Source organism: Microcystis aeruginosa FD4, assembly GCF_009792235.1.
Lineage (GTDB): Bacteria > Cyanobacteriota > Cyanobacteriia > Cyanobacteriales > Microcystaceae > Microcystis > Microcystis viridis.
In genome coordinates this window covers 2,681,506-2,704,933 of sequence record NZ_CP046973.1, presented here as the reverse complement: position 1 = coordinate 2,704,933, position 23,428 = coordinate 2,681,506, and the positions used below count along the sequence as shown (strand labels likewise).

Sequence of the window (23,428 nt, the reverse complement as noted above, 5' to 3'; positions counted from 1 at the left end):
TATTCTACTTTTTTCCCTATAGAAAGGGAAAAAATTCCCTGTGGAGGGGACTGACATGACAGACAGAAAAAAAATAATCTAGAAACAGAGAAAGTTCACTGTTGTTTTTTTCAGAGGATAACCGCTATGTCTATGAATCCTGTTACTAGAGCCGGCACAGCTTTACTGATTACCCTGCTCATGGGTTCCATGTCCGGTACTTTTCCCGTCCTCGCTCAAAGTAATATTAATCGGCAACGTCTTATCGCTCAACAAATCTCGATTCCGGTGGGAACAGTTATCCCTTTGAATTACGAAAAAGCCGATAAAATTTTAGTTTCTAAAAGTGATGTTATTCCTCTGACTTTAACCGTAGCTAGAGATATTCGTAACCAGAATGGGATTGTGGTGATTGCAGCAGGAAGTGAAGTCAAGGGTACTTTAGAAGCGGCCGGCCGAGGTGTGCGGTTTATTGCCGATGAAATTGGCCTCGATGGGGGCAATCGCACTATTCCCCTCAATGCTACTTCGCGATTAATTACCACCACTGAAACCTTGCGTAAAGGGGCAAAAACTCAAGATATCTTAGGGGGAACCGTCGCCGGTGCGGGGGCAGCCACAGCGATCGCTGCTCTCACTGGCGATCGCAAGATCGAATTTCTCGATGTCTTAGCGGGGGCAGCCGTGGGAACCCTTGCCGGATGGGGCTTACCGGCGGCGGGAATTGTCGGTGGTAGTTCCGTGCAGTTATACTCTGTTAACCCCGATCGAGATTTAAATATTACCCTGCAATCGCCCCTAGTGATCAGAGATTAGTCAACGGCAAACCATCACCAAATCCCTCAGTCCCAAACCCTTTCCCTGCTCTCTTCTACCCTCTCCCATGGAGTCTTAACTGGTAATTTCCTCTATAAATCGCCAAAACCTTTCTTTTTCTTGGTTTTCTTCGGTTTTTTCGGGCTGCCACCTTGACCACGAAATCCCGGTGCCGGTTGACCACCTCCAAACATTCCGCCCCCCATCCCCGGCATCCCGGGCAGACTGGGCATTTGTCCCCGCCCCATCTGTTGCATCATCGATCGCATTCTGGTGAAATTAGAAATTAGTTTGGTAACTTCCGTTTCTGGATGTCCTGAACCCTTGGCAATGCGACGACGACGATTAGGAGACTTAGCCAACAAATCGGGGTTAGTGCGTTCCTCCGCGGTCATGGAATTAATCATCGCTTCCGTGCGTTTTAACTCTTTTTCGCCCTTTTCGATGTCCGTCCCGCTCAGTTTGCCCAGACCGGGGATTAATTTTAAGACTCCCCCCAAGGAACCCATATTTTTTAACAGCCGCATCTGTTTGAGGAAGTCATTAAAATCAAACTTAGCCTCTAAAATCTTGGCCTGCATTTTGGCTGCGTCTTCCAGGTCTAACTGTTCCTGAGCTTTTTCCACTAGGGTGAGGACATCACCCATATTGAGGATGCGACTAGCAAGGCGATCGGGATAAAATGGCTCTAAAGCCTCGACTTTTTCCCCAACCCCAACAAATTTAATCGGTTGTCCCGATATTTGCCGCACTGATAAGGCAGCCCCACCGCGAGTATCACCGTCAAGTTTGGTGAGAATTGCCCCCGTGATGCCGATTTGTTGGTGAAAAGTGTGGGTGAGATTGGCCGCTTCCTGGCCGGTCATCGCATCCACCACTAATAAAGTGTCGTCAGGCTTGACAATTTTCTTGATTTGTGCTAGTTGGCCCATCATCTGGGTGTCTATCTGCAAACGACCGGCTGTGTCGATGATAACCGTATCTACGCCTAATTCTTTGGCTTTTTCCACACCTTGACGGGCGATATCGACGGGATTAGCCTGAGAACCCATCTCAAAAACGGGAACGTTAATCTGTTTACCGAGGGTGATTAATTGGTCAATGGCCGCCGGACGGTAGACATCGGTAGCCACCATCAGGCAGCTTTTCGACTGTTTGCGGAGATATAGGGCTAATTTAGCGGTGGCGGTGGTTTTTCCTGTCCCTTGCAACCCAGCCATTAAAATTACGGTGGGGGGTTTATCGGCCTGCGCTAGGGGGACGTTGCTTTCCCCCATGATTTTGACTAATTCATCGTAGACAATTTTGATAAATTGCTGACCGGGATTGACTCCAGAAATAACTTCAGCGCCGAGGGCTTGTTTCTCGACCTCAGCAATAAATCCCTTGACCACCTGTAGGTTGACATCTGCTTCTAATAAAGCCCGCCGGACTTCTTTTAGGGTATCTTGTATGTTGGCCGAGGAGATTTTATCTTGACCTCGTAACTTTTTCCATGCGTCTTCTAAGCGGTCGGCCAGTGCGTCGAACATAGTTTCGGAATTAAATTTTTAACTAGATCGATTTTATCTCAATGTCGGGCTGAAGACCGCCGCTCTTACCCTTAAAAATGTTGAAATCCAGAGCTTAAACTGAGGTTTCTACCGTCGGCTAATTTTATCTCTTTCCCGGGGACAATTTGACCGATTATCGCCCCATCTTCTCCCACTTTCTCCAGCAATTCTTTGGCACTGTCCGGGGGCAAACACAAAACTAACTCAAAGTCTTCACCGCCGTATAAAGCCCATTCTAGAGCTTTTTCGGCTCCTACATATTCTTTCAGGCTTGGATGCAGGGGAATCGTCTCGATTTCAGCACCAACCCCACTACAGCGACAAATTTGGATGATGGCATCTGCTAACCCGTCACTGCTATCCATGCCAGCGATGGGAAATTGCTTGACAATTTTTTGTAAATGTGGTATGCAATCGAGTCTCGGTCGCGGCCGTTGATGAGCTTGGATTAATCGCTTTTTTTGGGCGGAATTTAAATTCCTGCCGGTTTCAGGGTGGAAGAGTAATTCTAATCCAGCCCGCGATAAACCGTGATAACCTGTAACAACGATACTATCGCCCACTTTTGCGTTAAAACGTCTAATTTCTTCATTTTTTGCCACTTGTCCCAGGGCGGTGATGCTGATGTTAATCTCCGTGGCCCGACAGACATCACCACCAACGATCGCCGTCTGATATACTTGCAGACAAGAGCTAAGACCCCGATAGAGTCCTTCTAGCCAATCGATGGCTAGAGCGGGAGTTAAAGCCAATCCTACCGTAATTCCCAGGGGTTCTGCTCCCATAGCCGCTAAATCGGATAAATTAGCCGCCGCCGCTCGCCAGCCCACATCTTCGGGAGAGGTGGTAAGATCGCTAAAGTGGACGTTATTCACTAAAACATCAGTGGTGACGACGAGAGAATAACCATCTTTGAGGGATAAAATCGCCCCATCATCACCGATAATCTCCGCAGGACAATATTTTTGCAGAATCGGTAGCAATCCCTGTTCACCCAAATCTTTAACGGTTAAATTCATGATGTTTGAGAATTGTAACGATGCACTCTTGCAAGAGGTCAGATGATTTTTTCGTAGGCGCGATCGATAATTCCTCGACCGCGCAGAAAGCCGGTATTGGCCGCCGGACAAAGATAGGAGAGGGTTTCTGGGTTAAAACGGTCTAAAATAGTCTGTTGCGATCGCAATTGCCGCAGCCAGTGGAAAGTTTTCGCTGTCTGTAGGGGTCGCGGTTGACCCTTGCTGTCGGGGAGAAGATGACGACCGGTAAATAAAACCCCCCCGTGACGGTTCCAGTAGAGACAGGAGGAACCGGGAGAATGGCCGGGAGTCCAAAAACCGCTACAAGTGGGAGATAACTGGATTTGCTGCTGAAAAACGGTAATTTGACGGTGAGGAAGCAGATAAGCTTCCTGTTCCTGGAGAATAATCTCACAATCAAGCCAACTTTGCAGAGAATCGCTCTGTTTCCCCTGACCCCCGCGATGGGTAAAAAATAAGTAACGGACTCCCTTTTCTCGGAGAAAATCCCGCTCGCTCTCGTCACAACTAGGACAATCCACCAGAATATTACCAGTATTTTCTACAATAAGATAAGAGGTTCCCCCTAGGGTTTCCCGATTAGGCGAGAAAGCGTATAAACCTTCTAGAATTAATCGAGGGGGTTTTGTGGTTTTGCTAACCTCTAAAGGGGACGATTCGGTTTCCGATCGCATGGTTTGCCTATCCAAATCACAATCAATGCGGTTTATAACTTAGCACGATCGATGACCAGGCTGGCTGAAATTAGCCGCCTTTTACTCAAGAGAAAAGAGCCGATATGGAAATGTGGTTGTTATTAGGGATTCTTGGCGGTTTCACCTATTTTATCGTCAAGCGTAGCGTGGCCAAAATCACGACAACACCAATTTGGTTAATTTGGTTAGTCCTGATGACTCCGGCTCTAATTTGGACCGGCTGGACGTTAATCTATGGAGAGGATACCCCCATGCCGGCATTTTTGCTCATCGGTCCTTTTGTGATCTGCCCTTTTTTGTATTGGTGGCTAGTACAGAAGGGTCGGGTTACTCCCCAAGAAAGCACCCCATCACCCCCGAAACAAGCGAATTTAGTCCTAGAAAATATCGATAATCCTGCACCTAAAAATGATTTAAAACCGATCACTGCCGAAGAGGAAAAATTCCTACGAGATTGTTTTCCTTGGGGTATTTATTATCTGCAAAATATCGATTATCGTCCCCAGGCCATTCTCTGTCGGGGGAAATTGCGAGCAGTTCCCGAAGAAGCTTATCAAGTGATTAAAAACAATGTGGAAAAGGTTTTTGGGGATCGCTTTTTATTGCTTTTCCAAGAAAGTTTTCAGGGACAACCTTTTTTCGCTCTTGTGGCTAATCCCTGGCAGCAAAAAACAGAAACTATAGAAACTGAAAAAATTACTCGCCCCTTTCTTGCCCTGGGTTTATTGTTATTAACTCTCTTAACTACCACAGTCATCGGTGCGGGATTAAGTGGCATTACCTCTCAACAATTAGAAAATAATTCTAGTTTATTATTGCAAGGTTTACCCTACAGTTTAGGCTTAATTGCCATTTTAGGACTGCACGAATTTAGCCATTACTTTACCGCCCTTAAATATAAAATTAAAACTACTTTGCCCTATTTTATCCCCATTCCTTTCTTCCTAGGCACCTTCGGGGCTTTCATTCAAATGCGCTCCCCGGTTCCCACCCGCAAAGCTTTATTTGATGTGGCAGTGGCCGGTCCTTTGGGGGGTATAATTATCGCTATTCCTCTACTGTTTTGGGGATTGTCCCTCTCGGAAATAGTTCCCCTAACTAATCAAAGCAGTTTATTAAATTTTCAGGCCTTAAATCCGCAGTTTTCTTTTTTCTTATCTATCGTAGCTAAACTAGCTCTCGGCAGTGATTTAATCGCGGGAAAAGCCATCCATTTACATCCTTTAGCGGTGGCCGGTTATGTGGGAATTATCGTTACAGCCCTAAATTTAATGCCCGTAGGTCAATTGGATGGTGGTCATATTGTTCACGCCATGTATGGGCAGAAAACCGCCATAATTATCGGTCAATTAACTCGATTATTCCTGTTTATTTTAGCCCTAGTGCAGCCAGACTTTTTACTCTGGGCGATTATTCTCTTATTAATGCCAGTCAGCGATCAACCTGCATTAAATGATGTCACCGAATTGGATAATAAACGAGATTTATTAGGTTTATTTTCCCTGGCTTTGTTATTAAGTATTTTGCTACCCCTTCCCGAAGCGGTGGCCCGTTGGTGGGGGATGTAAGCGACCGCATCAATCAACCTGAGTTCTGGGAAAATTATCGGTCAGTTGGGGAATAAAATCCCTATCTCCTACGTCAATGTGAGTTCGATGACTCACCCTCGATCACTTTAATCCACAAAGCTGAAGGCTGACAACTGATCACCGATCACTGATATATGGTTCTCAAGGCTAATTCTCGCAGGAAAAAGCGAGTTTCTCTGAAAGCGAAGTTAGGCAAATCTAGGTTAAAATTGCTGGCTATTCCGCTAATTTTGGCGAGTTTAGGCTGGTTATACCACGATTTACGTTACCAGTGGGCAAAACCGGAAGCGATTTTTGTGTTGGGAGGTCATGCCGATCGAGAACGTTTTGCGGCAAAATTAGCTAAGGAATATCCTGATCTACCGATTTGGGTGTCTTCCGGTAGTCCGCGACGATATGTGAAAAAGATTTTTAAAAAAGCGGGAATTCCCCTAGAACGTCTCCATCTCGATTACAATGCGCGAGATACTGTCACTAACTTTACTAGCCTAGCCGATCAACTGAAAGCCCAAGGTATTGATAGTGTCTATCTAGTCACTTCCGATAATCACATGAGAAGGGCGCGATTAGTGGGAGAAATTGTTTTTGGTAGTCGCGGAATCGTGATTAAACCGGTGACTGTTCCCTCCCAATCACCCCCCGAACCCCTAGAAAAGTCGCTCAGAGACGGTTTTAGGGCAATATTATGGATAATAACCGGTTCTACTGGGGAATTTTGGCTAGAATCCGATTCTATTCCCCATCTCCGCTCGAAATAAAATTATCTTGACAAAATTACCCACTTTATGTTAAACAAAAATACCATTTTCGCCATCTTATTAATTTTTGTGCCGCTATCGATCGCCGGTTCCCTGTTACACTGGGGCGGAACATTTGTTTTTATCACCGCTTGTCTAGCCATTATCCCCCTAGCGGCCTACATGGGGGAAGCCACGGAAGCGATTGCGGTGGTGGTTGGGCCAAATATTGGCGGTTTGATGAATGCCACCTTTGGCAATGCCACAGAATTAATTCTCGCCTATGTCGCTTTGCGGGAAGGTTTTATCGATGTGGTCAAAGCGACGATTACTGGCTCAATTATCGGTAATTTACTCTTGGTTATGGGATTATCGATGTTTTTAGGCGGTTTACGCTTCAAAGAACAGGAATTTCAACCGATAACCGCTCGTTTAAACGCTTCAGCTATGAATTTAGCGGTGGTGGCGCTCCTTTTACCCACTGCCGTGCAATTTACCTCCACGGGAGTGGGGGAACCAGTCCTGCAACGTCTATCCGTGGCCGTGGCAGCGGTGTTAATTTTCGTCTATGGTTTAAGTCTCTTGTTTTCCATGAAAACCCACACCTATCTCTACGATGTCGGGGTTGCCGGTATCGAGGAGGAAAGTGCCACAAAAAACCGTGCAAAGCCGAAAATCTGGTTTTGGGCTTTGATTTTATTGATCGTTACTATCGCTGTGGCCGTAGAATCGGAGTTATTAGTGGCATCCCTAGAGGAGGCTACGGAAGAGCTAGGTTTAACGGCACTGTTTACCGGGGTGATTCTTTTGCCTATTATCGGTAATGCGGCCGAACACGCTACGGCCGTCACCGTCGCTCTTAAGAATAAAATGGATCTATCGGTATCTGTGGCCGTCGGTTCCAGTATGCAGATCGCCCTGTTTGTGGCTCCGGTTTTGGTTATTATTGGTTATATGATCGGTCAACCCATGGATTTAAATTTTAATCCCTTTGAGTTAGTGGCAGTGGCGGTGGCGGTGTGGTTGGCTAATTCGATTAGTAGTGATGGGCGATCGAATTGGTTAGAAGGAATGTTACTCTTAGCTACCTATGCTATCCTGGCCTTGGCTTTCTTTTTCATCCTCTCACCGCTTAAAGTTATTCCTTGCCGATATATAGACAATGACGGATGCTTTGGCTTAAGGGAGTGGTAAAACTGGCAATTTCGAGGATTTTACCGCCAGCTTTCCCTAGATTCTTCTCTAAACTCAAACTATCCTCCGATGACCACTGACCACGATAGAGGATAGCGATTCCGGTCTTTTTCAGGAAAGGCAAAGCATAGTTAACACAGATATCCACATTAGCTACCGCTCGCAAACAGACGATATCGTAAGCACAGTTATGTTTAGGGTTTTTCCCGACGATTTCCGCCCGACCTAAACGAGTTTTCGTGTTATTTAACTCTAATTTGTCAATAACTTCTTCAAGAAAATTAATCTTTTTTTGGGTGGAATCTAAGAGAGTCACCGACCAATGGGGATAGGCGATCGCAATTGGCACCCCCGGAAACCCGGCCCCGGTCCCCAAATCGATGACTGATAGGGATTTTGTCAATAGATCTGGCCGGGATTTTTGTAACCAAGCTAAACCCGATAAAGAATCCCAAAGATGTTTTTCCCAAAACTCCTCTGGTTGAGTAATTCGGGTGAGATTAAAACGTTGATTACCCTCTAAAATCAAGTCATAAAGTTGTTGAAATCGCGCTTGTATGGCTCCATCGGGTCGCCATTCTAGGGTTTCTTGCCAAAGGTCAAATAATTCAGGAAGGATCATTAATTCAGTAATCAGTAATCAGTCATCAGTCATCAGTCATCAGTCATCAGGTATCAGGGAAGTGGGGAAGTGGGGAAGTGGGGAAATGGGGAAGTGGGGAAGTGGGGAAATTTCAACTAATACCCCAAAACCCTAAAACCCTAAAACCCCAACACCCCCCGCAACGCGGACGTAGTGACCAACCCAACACTCTAAAACCCCAAAACCCTAAAACCTCAACTATCTGTTTTTTCATTTTTCACTTCCCTCAAATGTCCTTGTTCAATTTTCCAGTGACGGTCAGCAATAGGCAATAATTCCCCAGCATCGTGACTAACTACTAATAAAGTCCAGTGTTGTTTGAGACTAGCGAGAAGTTTAGCCAATTGACGACGCATCGACCAATCTAAACCGGCCGTAGGTTCATCGAGAAGTAACAGATTAGGCTGCCGGATTAACTGGACAGCGAGGGATAAACGACGCTGTTGACCACCACTAAGATTGTGGGGAGAAGTATCTAGAGGAGTATTTTCTAATCCTACCTCCTTTAAGGCCGTTGTTAGGCGATCGCTTTTAATTTCTGGATGACCGAGACGCAACTCCTCAAGGATGGTTTTACCGCAAAAATGACGTTCGGGAAACTGAAAAACGATTCCTCCTAATTGTTGCAGGTGCAGCACCGTTAATTCTTGGTCGCGCCAGTGAATCGTCCCTCCTGTTTTATCGGCAAAGCCTGCTAGAATTTCCAAAAGAGTCGTTTTTCCAGAACCACTGGGGCCGACAATCAGACCTAATTCTTGGGGGGCTAATTCGAGATTAATCCCCTGTAAAATGGGATTGAGAGCAGCGGGAGGATGATAAACCACATCTTTGAGATAAAGCATTGACAGGAAAATAACTGGAAATTAAGTCGAGAAACTCGTTTCTATTGTGACAGATTTTTTCATTCGCTCAAGGAGACTTTTGACCATGGTGCTGAGGTTAGGTTTAACGAAAAAAATGGCGATCGGTGCTTCGCTGACTGTTATGGTAGTGGTTAACTGGATTGGTCCTGGGTTGGCCGGAGATCCTTTCCGCAAAACTAATCCCCGACCGATTGGCGATAAGACCGAGGCCGCTTTTAACGCTATTTTTAAACAAGGTAATTATCTAGAGGCAAAAAAATTAATTGTTGAGGCCACAGAAAAGGAACCCCAAGAACCTTTGGCCCATGCTATGCGCGCCTCTCTTGCTTTTACCGACCAGGATTGGAACACCCTAAAAACCTACTCCGAGAAAACTAAGGCAGCGGCCAAGCAAATGCAGGACAGCGACCCTTTAAGGGGAAATTTGTATCTCGCGGTGGGGAGTTTTTTGGAGGGAACCTACGTTTTTCAAACCGAAGGAGCAGTATCGGCTATCCCCAGATTACAACAGGTGTTTCAGTATTTGGAAACCGCGGAAAAGGCTAATCCTACGGATCCGGAATTGAACCTGTTAAAGGGTTATATGGATCTGATTTTAGCGGTTAATCTACCCTTTTCTAGTCCCCAAGAGGCAATTCAACGGCTAGAAACCTACGGAAGTCCAGATTACTTGGTCGATCGAGGTATAGCTCTAGCTTACCGGGATTTAAAGCAGTATGATCAGGCGTTGCGGTTTATCGATAACGCTCTGAAAGCGACCCCCGATAATCCGGAATTAATGTATCTGAAGGGTCAAATCCTGAGAATTCAAGGCAATACGGATAAAAATACCGGCTCTTTGAAACTGGCATTAGATTACTTTAATAATGCCCTGAAAAAACAGGAACAACTCCCCGAATCGGTCAAAAAACAGTTAAATCGCGAACACCGTAAGGTACAGGAGGAGATTAAATCCCTAGAAAGCACCGCCAGTCGTTAAAAAATGGCTAAAAATAGTCAGTATTTAGGGGTTTTTATCAGTTATCAGTTATTGTAGCTATCAGCTTTCTCCCATCACCCCATCACCCCATCACCCCATCACCCCATCACCCCATCACCCCATCATTGGTTGCAAATTTTACCAAAACAGAAAATCTCCTCTTATGGTATATAAAGTAAAGGATTATTAAGCTTCGCGGAAGTTTATTAATTAAAGTTAAAAATATATTGACAAAAAAATTGGCTTGTGGTACGGAGCAGAATTTAGCTAAACCTCCTAGCTGATTTATTGTCAAGGGTTCACCTAAGTGTAATTGGAGATTTCATGACGGCAACGACGGATAAATTGCATGGGGAGTTGATCACCTCGATCGAGCCAGACTTTAAACTGAAAGATATTATTAAAAGCATTCCCAAAGAATATTTCCAGAAAGACCCAGTTAAAGCTTGGTTTGGTGTGATTACGAATATTTTGGCGGTCATTGCCGGTTATGCAATGCTAGTTTATTCTCCCTGGTATTTACTGCCTTTAGCTTGGATTTTCACTGGTACAGCTTTAACGGGATTCTTTGTGATCGCCCATGATTGCGGTCATCGGTCTTTTTCTAATCGACCCTGGGTTAATGATCTTGTCGGTCATATTTTCCTCTTACCGCTTATCTATCCCTTCCACTGCTGGCGTTTCCTCCATGATCGCCATCATACTAAAACTAACATGGTAACTATAGATAATGCTTGGGATCCGTGGGAATTAGAAGCTTTTAACTCGGCCAATCCCCTAGTGCGTCTCTTTTATCGCGGCATTCGCGGACGTTTCTGGTGGCTCGGTTCGATCGCCCACTGGGCTATTCTACACTTCAATATCGAACAATTCAAAGAGAACGAACGGGAAAAAGCGCGCTTTTCGATGATTGTCGTCCTAGTTTTTGCCGCTATTTTTTTCCCAACCCTAATTTTCTACACTGGTGTCTGGGGATTGGTTAAATTTTGGGTGGTGCCTTGGTTTGTCTATCATTTTTGGATGAGTACCTTTACCCTTGTCCATCACACGGATCCCGATATTCAATTTTCCTATCCCGAAGACTGGAATCAAGCTTTAGCGCAACTAGAAGGAACAGTTCACTGTAGCTATCCCCGTTGGGTAGAAATGCTCTGTCACGATATTAATGTCCATATCCCCCATCATATCTCGACGGCGATTCCTTCCTATAACCTCCGCAAAGTTCACGCTAGTCTCCAAGAAAATTGGGGTAGTCACCTGAAAGAAACCGAGTTTTCTTGGGCATTAATGCAGCGAATTGTTGATTATTGCCATATTTTCGACTCCGAAACCGCCTACAAAACCTTCAAGGAAAGCGGCGGTTAAATCAGTTATCAGTTATCAGTTATCAGTTATCAGTGGGTAAGTTATCAGATTTGAGTTTTAAGTGGGGTTTGCTGAAAAAATCTAAAAGTATTATCCAACAAGGTTTTTAGATTTATTCAGCAGACCCTACTTAGGGTGATCAGCAAACCCCCTCCGCGCGGAGGGCGCAGGTTCCAGGCGCCCCGACAGTAACGGATTTTGTCCACAATGTAGGGGCGAACTGCGTTCGCCCAAAAGGTACATGATCAAAGCGCAAGTCCCTTACCAGAAACCGCGTTTGCCACTGGGCATAACTGTTAACCAATTGGTTTTTGCTAAGGCGATTTGTTCTTGAGTTACTTGGGCATCACAGAGATTAGCCCCACAAAGATTAGCATCTTTGAGATTAGCGTGGCGAAGATGGGCGTGGGTGAGATTAGCCCCGCGTAAATCGGCGCTTTCGAGGTCTGCATAACCGAGATAGGCATTATTTAAATTGGTATTTTTGAGAATAGCTTGACTGAGATTAGCCCGGCCCAGATCAGCATTGGACAGATCTGCCCCTTGTAAATTAGTTCCTGTTAATTTGGATTGATAGAAATTTACCCCCAAAAGTTTTGCTTTGGCCAGATTGAGATTCGGTAATTCCTCTTGGGCAAAATTGCGCCGGCCGTTATTGTAAGCATCGAGAATCGCTTTTTCATCTAAGCGGGGTTTTTTCTTCAGTGAGGTTAGCTCTTTGGTGCTGCGGGCTTTACCTTTAGCCAATACAGATGTATTAATAATTGAAAAAGCCATCTGTCCCCCCAGCATATTATCTGGAGAGGCCCCTGGATTTTTGGGGCGAAATTTGCAACTTGGCGGGGCAGAAACGGAGGAATTGGCTATCAGGTTTGAATCTTGTCGGGGTTTCGGGGAAGTAACCAGTGGAGCGGCGATTAAACTTTGGGCTAGACTATCGGCATAAGCTGTCATGTCTAAAGCATCCATTACCTCTTGGGCGGATTTGTAGCGATGACGGACAGAGACTTCCAGCATTCTTTTCAGGACTTGGGCAAACTGGGGACTAACCTTGACTAATTTTTCCCAGAGTAATTCACCTGTATTGACATCAACTTCGATATCTTTAGGAGAGCTGCCCGTGAGTAGATAGAGACAGGTAATTCCCACCGCATAGATATCACTAGCGTAGACGGGACGCATGACCATCTGTTCAGGAGGGGCAAAACCTTGGGTTCCCAAGGCAAAATTAGTGAAAGGGGTTTGAGAGTTGGTATGAGCAATCATAGTGTTGACTTGATTTGTAACCGCCCCAAAGTCAATTAGAACCAATTTTCGGTCTGTTTGCCGACGAATTAGGTTAGCGGGTTTGATATCCCGATGAATTACCTTATGTGCGTGGATATATTTCAAAATCGGCAAAAGTTCGCTTAAAAACTGTTTGACCCCCGCTTCGCTAAAGGGACCGCGTTTTTTTACCTCTTGGTGCAGGTTATGACCTTTAACGTATTCTTGAACTAGATAAAACTGTTGATTATCTTCAAAATAATCTAATAATCGGGGAACCTGGGGATGAATCTCCAATTTAGCCAAGGTTTCCGCTTCTCGCTCGAACAGTTCTTTGGCCATGCGAAAAACCTTAGGATCGTCAGTGGAAGGTCGCAGTTGTTTGACCACACATATTGGTTTACCCGGTAGGGACAGATCCGATGCAGCAAAAGTTGCCCCAAACCCTCCTTTCCCTAAAATCCTTAGGATTTGATAACGCTCGTGCAGAAGAAGTTTTGAACCGCAATTCTCGCAGATTGACGCTGTCGGAGCGTTTTTCGGTTGAGAACAGGCTGGATTAACGCAGTAGCTCATCTAGAGTCACTAATTGACCTTATTAGGGGTTTTCATTCCTATAGCGGCAAGCATTTAGCCCTTCGCTATCAGGAAATTTTTGCTCTATCTCCGCTTTCAGTTTTGGGAGATATTTTAACTTTAAAGGATTGTGCCTTGACGCTCCCCGAAGCACTCATGCGAGGGATTCTCGGAATTGGAAGACTGGTAATGCTAGGATTGCCAATCTTGATTCCTCAATCCTAACACATAGAAAAACTTTGGCATACTCCCACCGTCAAGCTACGCTGTGACGGGGGATTCTTGACCTATCACTATCGGAAATTCCGTGCTTCAACGAGACAGCTTAGATTCTCAATGTCTCCATTAAGAACCTTTCTTGCCGGACTCTCCCAAGGTGTTTGGGTCGGTTTCTGTTTGCCCAACAGTACCGTTGAGATGATTTCCCAAATATTGTAACCCTTTTTTAAGAATATTTATTGCTGCATTATGCTCCCTATCTAAGACTGTTTGACAATTAGGACATTGATGAGTTCTAGTGCTTAAGGTTTTTTGAACTCTCGTTCCACAAACTGAACAATCTTGGCTAGTAAAATGCGGTGGTACAGCAATACAAACAATCCGATAAATCTTAGCAAAATAATTGGCGTTGTCAAATTGAAAGATGATCCGAATCAGCTGGGAACTGAAATTACTTTGATAGCAAGGATTGCATTGCGTCTTTCATATTCTGATCTGACAACGCCAAATAATTCAACCATTCAGTGAATTGATACCAAGAAGCATCAGAAATCGACTTGGCCAGCTTACGGTTTTTGACTAAGTCTCTTACCTTTAAAGCCTCATAGACTACCAGATCATTAGACTGGACTAACGCCAAAGCGTCTTTAATTGCTTTGTCTTGACGTTGTCTTGACACTTTAAGATGAAGCCTAGCTACTTTTATCCGTTGCTTGTGATAGTTTTTAGACTGTTTTTTTCCTTGACGGAACCGTTTTGATAATCTCCTTTGTGCTTTTTTTAGTCGTTTTTCTGATTTGCTTAAATAACGTGGATTTTCTACGGTATTGCCTTGAGCATCGGTATAAAATTCCTTTAACCCTAAGTCAATTCCTGTTATTTGTCCCGTTGTATTCTTGCCGTTCTACGTCAATCAAAAACTGGCAATAATAACCGTCAGCACGTCTAACAACTCTTACCCGTTTAATAAGTAGGGAGGCACAATTATTTGTAAGATGGGTTAGCGCACTTCGTAACATAATCGGGCGTTGGGTTTCATGCTTCAACCGTTCGGCAAAAGCTCACGGCCGAAGCCCAACCTAGGTTCATCTTATATTTAATTCCACCCACTGAAAAATAAGGGTAATGCTGTCAATGTAACTTAAATGCGTAAAAGCTTATCTTGTCGAAAAATGTAGCGGGGGCATTCATCCGACATTTTAGGTAAAAATTCGCCGATGGCCTGTTCACTGGTCACTGATAACTGTTTACTGGCAACTGATAACTGTCTCCTATCCCCTAATCACTTTTTCACTTTCACCAAAGCGGTCCGGGCCTGTTCGCGGTCATCGAAAGGGATTTTTTCTGTCCCCAAAATTTGATAGTCTTCGTGACCCTTACCCGCAATAATTACTCCGTCTCCCGGTTGTGCTGCTTGAATAGCCGTGTCAATGGCCAAAGCGCGATCGCTAATTACCTGAACAGTAATTTCTGGGGGAATGCCAGCGATAATATCCTCAAGAATTCGTTCGGGAGACTCTGTGCGGGGATTATCGGAGGTAACTATGGCTAAATCTGCTAATTCTGCGGCTATTTTACCCATTAACGGCCGTTTGGTTCGATCTCGATCGCCGCCACAACCAAAAACACAAATCATCCGACCGGAAATAAAGGGCCGGGAAGCTGTTAAAACATTCTCTAAACTGTCGGGAGTATGGGCATAATCGACAATGACGCTGATATCTTGGTCAGGGGCGGTGCTAACCCGTTCCATCCGCCCCGGTACTCCTGAAAACTGGGGAATTTGACCGATTACTTTCCCTAAATCTACACCACATTCTAACACTGCCGCCACCGCCGCTAAGAGGTTAGCTAGATTATATTGACCCACCAGAGGAGAAGCAAAGGCTATTTCCCCTTGGGGAGTCACCATCACCCCTTCCACTCCCGTGGGTTGATAGTGTAAATCTTTAGTATAAAAATCGGCACTAGCATCGGACACACTATAGGTTAAAACCTGTTGTGGAGAGAGGGAGGCCGCTAATCGTTGACCATATTCATCATCAAGGTTAATAATCGCCTTACCTTGCAGATAATCGGGACTAAATAATTTAGCTTTAGCGGCAAAATAATCCTCCATATCGAGGTGATAATCGAGATGGTCCCTGGTGAGATTGGTAAACACCGTCACGGGAAAAGTACAACCCTGTACCCGTCCCTGGGCCAGTGCATGGGAACTAACTTCCATGACGGCGATTTCATTGCCGGCGCTCACCGCTTTGGCTAAACTAGCTTGTAACTCGTTAGCGAAAGGGGTGGTATGATTAGCGGTTTCTTGGAATCCTTGCCAACGGGTGTAAAGAGTACCGAATAAAGCGGTGGGAATCTCTGCTTGGCTGAGAAAATATTCAATTAGATGGGTGGTGGTGGTTTTGCCGTTGGTTCCCGTCACACCGATTAATTTTAGGGTTTGGGCAGGATAATGATAAAATTTGGCAGCGATCGCAGCAGTGGCAGCAACTAAATCTTCCACAACCATCACCGAAGCATCCTCCGGAGGGGGAAATTTAGCTGCGGCTGCCGGGGAGATAATCGCCGCTACGGCCCCGGTTTCCAAAGCAGAACGCCAAAATTCGCCGCCATCGACGCGAGTACCGGGTAAACCGATAAATAGATCTCCCGGTTGACAAGCATGGGAGTTGGTGGAAATTCCTGTAATCTCGGTAATAGAAGCGATAGGAGAAGAAATCGGGGAAACCGGAGTTATATTTGTTAAAAGTTCTTGCAGTTTCATAGTCAGGATTGAATCTAGGGATTGCTGCTTTTAGATTAGCCGATAATCAAAGAGGTTCCTAGACCGAAATGGCAAGTGGGGGTGTGGGGTGTAGGGTGTGGGGTGTTGTGGGGTGTAGGGTGTGGGGTGTGGGGTGTAGGGTGTGGGGTGTAGGGTGTGGGGAGAATAAATAAAAATAATCTCCTGACGACAGGCTCCTGATATCTGCGATAAGCTGAAAAAACAAGGCTATAGCTTGTCAACTATTGACGATTTTCTGCGGAGATTTTCGGGATATTTATATGCAATTCGTCGATTTTCTGGCTCTAATTCATCCTGTCCTAGCAATAGTGGTCGTTTTCCCTATTATCGGCCTCGTAGTTAACTTTGCTTGGCAAACCCGTCAACGTCGCCTAGAAACCAACGCAGGAAATAAAAGTAAAATTCCCCCAGTGGCTGGGCCAGAACATCTACGCTTAGGCCGCTGGTTAACGGGTACAGTGGTAGGGGTTAACCTGTTAGCACTAGCTTACTCGGTCGTTTACGGTTTTAATGGTTTTGTCGATCAACAAAAAGACGGAAAATTAGACTCCTTTCAGGTCTTTTTTGTGATTTTGATGTTTTTTGTCACCATTACCTCTTTGGTCTGTCTCTACCGCGCTAGACAAGGCCTCTGGCGCGGAATTTTTGCCACCCTGACTGGCATGGGTTTAATTATTATCGGTTCTCAGGATGGAGTCTGGCGACTCTCGGCCCAATGGTACTGGTCCCACTACTATATCGGTATGGCGGCATCATTACTGATGATTTTCTCTCTGGCCATTGTCGAAGATATCTATAAAGACCGTTCCCATCGTTGGCGCATTGCCCATACAATTCTCAATTGTATCGCTCTGGCTCTCTTTCTGGGACAAGCCATGACCGGTTCGAGGGATTTGCTGGAAATTCCCCTCAGTTGGCAAAAACCGGCAATTTATCGCTGTGATTTCACCAATAAAACCTGTCCTGAACCGAAATCCTCAACCCCCCTCAACAACCCGATAAGTTAAAAAAAGGATGGACTGAATCCACCCTTTCTCTATTCAAGTTTTTTAGGGACTGGGAGAGGGTGAAGCAATCGGGAAATTAATCGGGTACACACTTAGATGGCTTCGTGGGGGTATCATCCTTTTCCGGTATGGGTTCCTGACACCAACTGGCAATCTTACCAACTCGGGGCAAACTTTTTAAGTAGCCTGGTTTCGGGATGAGTAAGTCAGTCCATTCTACCCCTTGGGTAACAGCAACAGCATCGTTATTTGAGCCACAGTCCGTCTTTTTGCCCCAATCTTTACCCCAGGCGGCACCGACGAAAGCACCGCTACCGTTTTTGCCGAGGGAATAGTTAGGAGCAAAGATAAACGCTTCTAGTTTTTTGCTCCCTTTCAGACAAATTTGCGCAGAATCTGAAGCTAATTGATTATAGGCATAAATCTGTAGATTGCCCGCTTTACAAACCGTGGGTGAGCTAACAGTGCTGCAGTCGTGTTCGATGCCACCGTTACCAGTAATATCCTGTCTAACATAGAAAATTACCCGTTCTCCTGGAGTAATGGTAATTTCCCGATCATTCAAGTCGATAGAATCAAAGATATACTCGTATACCTCTACGTCTTGATCGTTAATCTTGCGGGTAGAAGTGGTATCAGTGATGTCACCATCCCCATCTCTTCTGGGAAAAATGGTCTTGCTCTCGGAGAGTTTTAGGTTTCGCTGGTTATCGGGAACGTTGTCGGGAATCTTCGGTAAACTGGGTAAGCTCTCATCGACAAATTGCGCTTTGTAGGGGGTATCGAGTGCAGGTCTGGGCTGTTGAATTTTGTTCGTGTTAATAAAACATTCTAGCTTTGGTTGCAAAGTTCCCTTGTCAAATGTGGTATCGCTCATCACCACATCCCCTTCAAATTTAGCACCGCCAGAATACTCCGCATTCGACCTCATCTGGCTGGTTTGATCTGCATCTTCCGTGGCCCCCTTGTTTATCCACAAAGCCGGAGCCTTGGAGCGATTGAATGCGGGGGGAAGGGAACCAACAATATGGATAGTTACCACCACCCGGTTACGGGAGGCGGCATTATCGTCACTATCTCTATCGATATTAGTTTTAGTTAAGTCTGTTTCGGGACTGGTGCGAGAACGTCCTTCGAGGGTGAGATATCCCCAACCCAGAATCTTGGGGTCAGACCTTGGGGTAAAATTGTATCCAACCATGCGATAATAACGATTATTACCGAGATCAAACCATTCACCAGTAGTCAAATCTCTTAATCCTGGATTTTCTGCTCGTTGATTAGTTGGTGCGAGGATTTTGTTGGCAATTTCATCCCTACGACTGTCATTACCACAGGCGGTGGCAATGGCTAATTTTTTTAAATCTTTTTGTAATTTGGTACTGGGATTAGTAGCCACTTCGGCGGTCTGCCAACAGTCTTCCCCAGATTTACAATGACTAGGAAACTTCGCCATAACTCGAACGCTATTGAGTAAATCCTGCACGCGAGCTACCCCAGCTTCGGCACTTGCTAAACTATCAGCCCGGGCTTTTTGGGCAACTACTTTCGATTGGTCTCCTTGCGCGCGCATCATCATAGTTATTCCTGTTCCCATCAGGATAAGTCCAATTAACAGGGCAAGAGGCAAGGCAAACCCTTTTTCCTTATTAGCCATCAGGTCAAGGTATAAACGATTTTTCATAAGCCAGTCCATCTAAGAATGGTTACTTTTATTATAATACTGTCAAGTTTTGGTCAAGTGACAACTGTGAGAATACAGGAATAGCACTGTGAGTAAAATCACAGACAAAGGCCAGTTGATACGACAAACAGCAGGTAATTGTCCGATAAGTATTTTCGACTTTTGACGAAACTAAAGGGCTGTTTTTCGATTCAGAAATACCCGACAAATCAAGCCTATTCCCCGACAAAAGCTGATAATTAGCAACCAAAGAGATTGTAATTCTCCCGCCGTATTTTTCACTGGCCAGCGCTGAGGACGACAGAACAGAAAATTAATTAGTTTTCTCTGCTCTGATAGGCTAAGTGGCTGGAATTTAAGGGTTGCTTGCCAGATTTTTCCTCGTTTTTCTAGATTGACTAGATGAGACGATAGGCGCAAATCTTCGCCTAAAATATCTAGGAGTAATTCGGGCGGGTAGATGGGTTGACTCAGGTTAATTTCTGCCCCTATTTCCGAAAGTTTTTTCAGATTGCCCTGTATGATTATATCCGATTCTGTTATCAAGTTAACAGGATATTCCAGCAATTGGTATTGAGTTTCTAGGGCGAGGGGAGCTTCCAATAAAGCCACTAAAGCAGTCATGATAATAACCACGTTATATATAGCCAAAATCAAGCCAAAATTTAGGTGACTTTCTTGATAATTATGATGATTTAAATTAAAGAAAATACTAATTAAAGTAATAGTTAGGAAAAAGAGCAATGGGTAGGATAAACGCCAATTATATTGATAATTTTGGCGAGCAATTCCCTTCGGTGTCACCTGAAATCCTTTGTCAAAGGGTTTCCAAAGAACATGGAGAACTGTTAGGGATGTTGGGACACAAATAATCATCGATAGTACCTCAGAAAAAACAATCGAGCGCGAGCGAGAATTTAACCAGTGATAAGTGCCTAACTGCAGCATCATGTAGGGTAAAAAGATATAGATTGTCTCATCGATGGTAATGTTCAAAGGTACGATATATCCAAAGGTATAAAGGAGAGGAATAAGCAGAGAAAATAAACGAGCTAAGGGAGAAAACCAAGATAAAAGTCCTTCTAAGTGTGCCAATCTTTGGGGTATAGTTAGTCCCGCAATTTTTAGGGGATTAGCTTTGATAAAAAAGGCCTGTAAAGTTCCCCTTGCCCAGCGCAATCTTTGCCGTAAATAAGCTGATAAACTTTCGGCAGATAAACCAGCACTGAGTTTTTCATTTAAGTAAATAACTTCATAACCTTTGGCAGAGATAGCAATCCCGGTAAAATAGTCTTCACTAATAGATTCTATATTAAAGTAGCCCACTTCCTCTAAGGCTTTTCTTCTGACAATAAAAGAAGTGCCAGCGCAGACAGGACTACCCACCCCATCTTTAGCTGGTTGGATATGACGATAAAATAATTCTTCGTCGGGAGTAACGATATTTTCTAAACCTAAGTTATGGGCAATAGTATCTGCATTATAAAAGCTTTGGGGAGTTTGCACTAAGGCAATTTTGGGATTTTGAAACCAGCCAACAGTTCTTTCTAGAAAGTTCTGACAAGGAATAAAATCTGCGTCAAAAACCACCACTAATTCTCCTTGAGTTTGTCTGAGAGCATGGTTTAAATTACCTGCTTTAGCGTTTTTTCTATCCTCACGAGTCAGATAATGACAATTTAATTTTTCTGCCAATTGATGAATTTCTGCTCTCTGGGTATCATCGAGAATATAAATATTTTTATGGGGATAATTAAGGGCTTGACAACCAATAATAGTTCTTTTTAAGATGAAAGCTGGTTCATTATAGGTGGGAATCAGGATATCTACCGTCGGTAAATACTGTTTATCGATCACCGCTTGGCTATAAAAATCAGCTTCTTTGCGTCTATCCTTCGTGGTTAAGACTAAAACTAACTGAATCATGCTACTGCTTAAAACCATCATCTCAATGCCTAAAAGGAGTAAACTAAAAAAGCCATTGAGAGGGGTAGAAAGATTTAAGGTTTCCAGAATTCTCCAGAGTAGATAGCGCAGGGTGATAGCTAGGGTGATAGAAATAATGACTAATCTTGACCAAACTTGCGGACGCGGAGACAAGAAAATGATTGACTGGGTAAAAATTAGCAGGATAACTGTGGGTAATAATAATTGATAGCTATTAGTAACTGTGGGAACTTTGATCCAAGCAAATGGGTTAAAAATTTCTTCTACTAAGCCAAGGATTAATCGATCAATATTGTGTTCTGACCAACATAATGATAAACTGACCATCATTAGCCCGCCGATCACTGCTAACATAATTAAAATAACTGATATTATCGATAAAATCGACTTTAATAGGGAGGAATACACTGGTTTTTGAGAGAACGGAAAAATCGATTCTTGGTTAGACATAAATCTCCTTCTGAGCAAATAAATCCAACTATATTGTAAAATTCTTAACAAAATCCTGTGCATTTTTGGCAATGACAGGAGCGCTCTCCACCAAAATGCTACATTTTGTATCAAGCCCAAGGTGAAACTAGCCAGAAAAAGTGTAGAAATAGTATACTTTGGTTAACCGTGAGGAAAAATTAATCTATGATAGCCGTCAAAATCGCCGTTGTTAGCGCTCTCGTTTTAGTTGTGGTCAAATTCGTCGCTTCTGTTCTAGGCAAAGGCAATATACCCCTGCTTAATCAGGCTGTCACCCTGATTTTAAGCCTTTTTATCGGTTTTGAGTTGATTCAACTAGGACAAGCGGTGATTGAAAAGATTAATTAAGAGCTAAACGGGCCAGATAGAAGCTAGTAATAGTTTTAGCATCGATCGATTCTCCCTTGGCGATCGCTGATTCCATTTCCTCAAAACTCATAAAAACCACTTCTAGATCTTCATCGACATCTTGAGCGGGGGGCAAGCTTAATTTTTCCAGCTCCCGCGCCAGAAAAGCATAGATGTATTCATCGGAATAACCTGGTGCTAGGGCAAATTTACCCAAAGATTGCCAATTGTGCGCCCGATAGCCCGCTTCTTCCTCTAATTCTCGTTTGACCGTCGTAGCAGGGTCTTCTCCTTCATCGATCGTTCCTGCGGGAAATTCCAGAATTCGAGCTTGCAAACTAAATCGATACTGGCGTACTAAAACTAATTGACCTTCCTTGGTGATCGGAACTGCTAAAGCGCCCCCTGGATGACGGACACATTCCCATTCTCCCTCGACACCGTTAGGTAAACGGAGTTTCGAGACTTCAAATTGAAAGACGCGACCCTGATAAAAAAGACGTTGTTGGAGAAATTGAGGCGGTTCAGACATATAAAATTTGCTTCTTCGTTACTCTTTATGCTAAATTAACATACAAAATGCCAAGACAACATACTTCTAACCCAAAAATTCCGAAAGTTTCTCAAGCCATAGCCTCGCCGTTTTATTAGTTTAAGTTTATTGTTGATTCCCTCGACTAATCCATTCGTTGTCCTTCGCTCGAAATAACTAATGATTTCTCCAAACCAGTTTCGGATTGTTTGACAACTCTTGGGAAAAATACTGGAGGATTTTGCCAACCATTCCGAGATGGATAGCAGTCCTTCTCTCGGATTCTTTGAGGTTTCGTACATCCTTCTGAATTCTTCCTTTAATTCGTGCATCTCTTTCAAATTTGGCCAAGTTTTTTTGATAGCTTCTAGTTTGATTTTTTGGGTTTCCGTTAAATCTTCTTCATTTTTTAACCGGCTATATTTACTTCGCTTTAAAACTTCTAGCTTGGCTTCTTTTTCCGCTTTCTGTTTTTTATTTTTCTGCGCTTCTATGGCTCTTTTTTCTGCTCTTCTCTGTTCGTCTAACTCTTGATTAATTTGTTTCATTACATGGAATCTATCGGCGACTACCTCGGCCGATGGTATCAATTCTTTCACCAGATTTTTATAGGGCAACCAAAGGTCTATGCTCACTTCCTCAATTAGCCCTAACACCTCTTTTCCCCAGCCTGTAAGCATTTTTCTCAACTCATGTTGTGTTCGCTTCTCTAGAATAGCTATTAGTTTTCCCGTATCTAAATTTACTAAAACTGCACAGTAATTTTTTTGTCCTTTGACTAGAGCGATTTCATCGATTCCTAGTCTTTTTACGGCGGTTGCTTGATGCCTATGGCACAGTCAATTCCTTATTGGATAAGCCTTTCGGCGTGGAGAATGTACCGGAACAAACATGAATCCGCCGTAATTTCGATAGGTCTTGAGCAATAATTTCTTCAGCCTTTTGGTATTAACCCGTTTGTGCCTAAAGTCCTTACCTGTATGAATTTCAGCCACTTTTGGGCGTAGGCGCTCTCATCGAATTTTATTTTAAATTAATTATTCCCATAACAAGTCCCGAAGATCCTTAATTTTAATCAACAACAGTTAGACTAAGGCTACTTATAAACTATACATAGGTAGCAGAGGCTAA

At 44.0% G+C, this 23,428-nt stretch carries 19 protein-coding genes and 2 pseudogenes; 8 read left to right on the top strand and 13 right to left on the bottom strand.

Translation table 11 applies throughout. The annotated features are described in order from the left end of the window. The first annotated feature begins 126 nt into the window (after positions 1-126). Positions 127-795: a hypothetical protein gene (locus tag GQR42_RS13755; protein WP_158200393.1), complete on the top strand. Its 669-nt coding sequence runs from the start codon at positions 127-129 to the stop codon at positions 793-795. A gap of 92 nt (positions 796-887) precedes the next feature. Here GQR42_RS13755 and ffh read toward each other — a convergent pair whose 3' ends face one another. The 3 genes from ffh to GQR42_RS13740 form a co-directional block, all read right to left on the bottom strand. Beyond that, positions 888-2,327 carry a signal recognition particle protein gene (gene ffh / locus GQR42_RS13750; RefSeq protein ID WP_158200392.1) on the bottom strand — a complete coding sequence of 480 codons (1,440 nt, stop codon included), beginning with the start codon at positions 2,325-2,327 and terminating at the stop codon, positions 888-890. 71 nt (positions 2,328-2,398) lie between these two features. After that, positions 2,399-3,367 (bottom strand): thiamine-phosphate kinase, encoded by a 969-nt coding sequence (gene thiL / locus GQR42_RS13745; protein ID WP_158200391.1) that lies wholly within the window; start codon positions 3,365-3,367, stop codon positions 2,399-2,401. Between the two features lie 38 nt (positions 3,368-3,405). Then, positions 3,406-4,062 carry an MBL fold metallo-hydrolase gene (locus GQR42_RS13740; RefSeq protein ID WP_158200390.1) on the bottom strand — a complete coding sequence of 219 codons (657 nt, stop codon included), beginning with the start codon at positions 4,060-4,062 and terminating at the stop codon, positions 3,406-3,408. Positions 4,063-4,166: 104 nt separating this feature from the next. Between GQR42_RS13740 and GQR42_RS13735 the strand changes: the two genes are divergently transcribed. From GQR42_RS13735 to cax, 3 genes are all read left to right on the top strand, one after another. Beyond that, positions 4,167-5,651: a site-2 protease family protein gene (locus GQR42_RS13735; RefSeq protein WP_158200389.1), complete on the top strand. Its 1,485-nt coding sequence runs from the start codon at positions 4,167-4,169 to the stop codon at positions 5,649-5,651. Between the two features lie 155 nt (positions 5,652-5,806). Further along, on the top strand, positions 5,807-6,430 hold the full coding sequence (locus GQR42_RS13730; protein ID WP_158200388.1) for a YdcF family protein: 624 nt from the start codon (positions 5,807-5,809) through the stop codon (positions 6,428-6,430). Positions 6,431-6,457: 27 nt separating this feature from the next. Continuing rightward, positions 6,458-7,603, top strand: a complete 1,146-nt coding sequence (gene cax / locus GQR42_RS13725; protein WP_233271394.1) for a calcium/proton exchanger — start codon at positions 6,458-6,460, stop codon at positions 7,601-7,603. On the opposite strand, the gene rsmG is transcribed toward cax, so the two are convergent. Both rsmG and GQR42_RS13715 read right to left on the bottom strand, forming a co-directional pair. Next, a complete protein-coding gene (gene rsmG, locus GQR42_RS13720) occupies positions 7,548-8,225 on the bottom strand; it encodes a 16S rRNA (guanine(527)-N(7))-methyltransferase RsmG (protein ID WP_158200387.1) in 678 nt (225 codons plus the stop codon). The two genes, cax and rsmG, sit on opposite strands and share 56 nt — an antisense overlap. A 215-nt stretch (positions 8,226-8,440) precedes the next feature. After that, complete coding sequence (locus GQR42_RS13715) at positions 8,441-9,088, bottom strand: ABC transporter ATP-binding protein (protein WP_158200386.1); 648 nt, start codon at positions 9,086-9,088, stop codon at positions 8,441-8,443. An 85-nt stretch (positions 9,089-9,173) separates the two neighbouring features. Between GQR42_RS13715 and GQR42_RS13710 the strand changes: the two genes are divergently transcribed. Beyond that, positions 9,174-10,088, top strand: a complete 915-nt coding sequence (locus tag GQR42_RS13710; protein WP_158200385.1) for a Sll0314/Alr1548 family TPR repeat-containing protein — start codon at positions 9,174-9,176, stop codon at positions 10,086-10,088. A 324-nt stretch (positions 10,089-10,412) separates the two neighbouring features. Next, positions 10,413-11,453: a fatty acid desaturase gene (locus GQR42_RS13705; protein ID WP_158200384.1), complete on the top strand. Its 1,041-nt coding sequence runs from the start codon at positions 10,413-10,415 to the stop codon at positions 11,451-11,453. 261 nt (positions 11,454-11,714) lie between these two features. Here the strand turns inward: GQR42_RS13705 and GQR42_RS13700 are convergent, their stop codons facing one another. The 4 genes and pseudogenes from GQR42_RS13700 to GQR42_RS13680 form a co-directional block, all read right to left on the bottom strand. Further along, positions 11,715-13,295: a serine/threonine-protein kinase gene (locus GQR42_RS13700; RefSeq protein WP_158200383.1), complete on the bottom strand. Its 1,581-nt coding sequence runs from the start codon at positions 13,293-13,295 to the stop codon at positions 11,715-11,717. Positions 13,296-13,551: 256 nt separating this feature from the next. After that, positions 13,552-14,482: pseudogene (locus GQR42_RS30010) on the bottom strand (RNA-guided endonuclease InsQ/TnpB family protein); the annotation flags it as partial. 314 nt (positions 14,483-14,796) lie between these two features. After that, on the bottom strand, positions 14,797-16,287 hold the full coding sequence (locus GQR42_RS13685) for a UDP-N-acetylmuramoyl-L-alanyl-D-glutamate--2,6-diaminopimelate ligase (RefSeq protein ID WP_158200382.1): 1,491 nt from the start codon (positions 16,285-16,287) through the stop codon (positions 14,797-14,799). Positions 16,288-16,322: 35 nt separating this feature from the next. Continuing rightward, entirely contained in the window at positions 16,323-16,529 is a 207-nt protein-coding gene (locus GQR42_RS13680; protein ID WP_158200381.1) for a hypothetical protein, read from the bottom strand. Between the two features lie 39 nt (positions 16,530-16,568). On the opposite strand from GQR42_RS13680, the gene GQR42_RS13675 reads away from it, so the two are divergent. Then, positions 16,569-17,315 carry a DUF4079 domain-containing protein gene (locus GQR42_RS13675; RefSeq protein ID WP_158200380.1) on the top strand — a complete coding sequence of 249 codons (747 nt, stop codon included), beginning with the start codon at positions 16,569-16,571 and terminating at the stop codon, positions 17,313-17,315. 76 nt (positions 17,316-17,391) lie between these two features. On the opposite strand, the gene GQR42_RS13670 is transcribed toward GQR42_RS13675, so the two are convergent. After that, positions 17,392-18,999 carry a DUF7305 domain-containing protein gene (locus GQR42_RS13670; protein ID WP_158200379.1) on the bottom strand — a complete coding sequence of 536 codons (1,608 nt, stop codon included), beginning with the start codon at positions 18,997-18,999 and terminating at the stop codon, positions 17,392-17,394. A 171-nt stretch (positions 19,000-19,170) separates the two neighbouring features. Next, a complete protein-coding gene (locus GQR42_RS13665) occupies positions 19,171-21,396 on the bottom strand; it encodes a glycosyltransferase (RefSeq protein WP_158200378.1) in 2,226 nt (741 codons plus the stop codon). A gap of 186 nt (positions 21,397-21,582) precedes the next feature. Here GQR42_RS13665 and GQR42_RS13660 point away from each other — a divergent pair, with 186 nt between their 5' ends. Further along, positions 21,583-21,765, top strand: coding sequence for a hypothetical protein (locus GQR42_RS13660; RefSeq protein ID WP_158200377.1), 183 nt, complete (start codon positions 21,583-21,585; stop codon positions 21,763-21,765). Here GQR42_RS13660 and GQR42_RS13655 read toward each other — a convergent pair. Together GQR42_RS13655 and GQR42_RS13650 are read right to left on the bottom strand one after the other, a co-directional pair. Further along, positions 21,758-22,297: an NUDIX hydrolase gene (locus tag GQR42_RS13655; protein ID WP_158200376.1), complete on the bottom strand. Its 540-nt coding sequence runs from the start codon at positions 22,295-22,297 to the stop codon at positions 21,758-21,760. The two genes, GQR42_RS13660 and GQR42_RS13655, sit on opposite strands and share 8 nt — an antisense overlap. 35 nt (positions 22,298-22,332) lie before the next feature. Then, a pseudogene (locus GQR42_RS13650) lies at positions 22,333-23,109 on the bottom strand (ISL3 family transposase); the annotation flags it as partial. Positions 23,110-23,428: the final 319 nt, after the last annotated feature.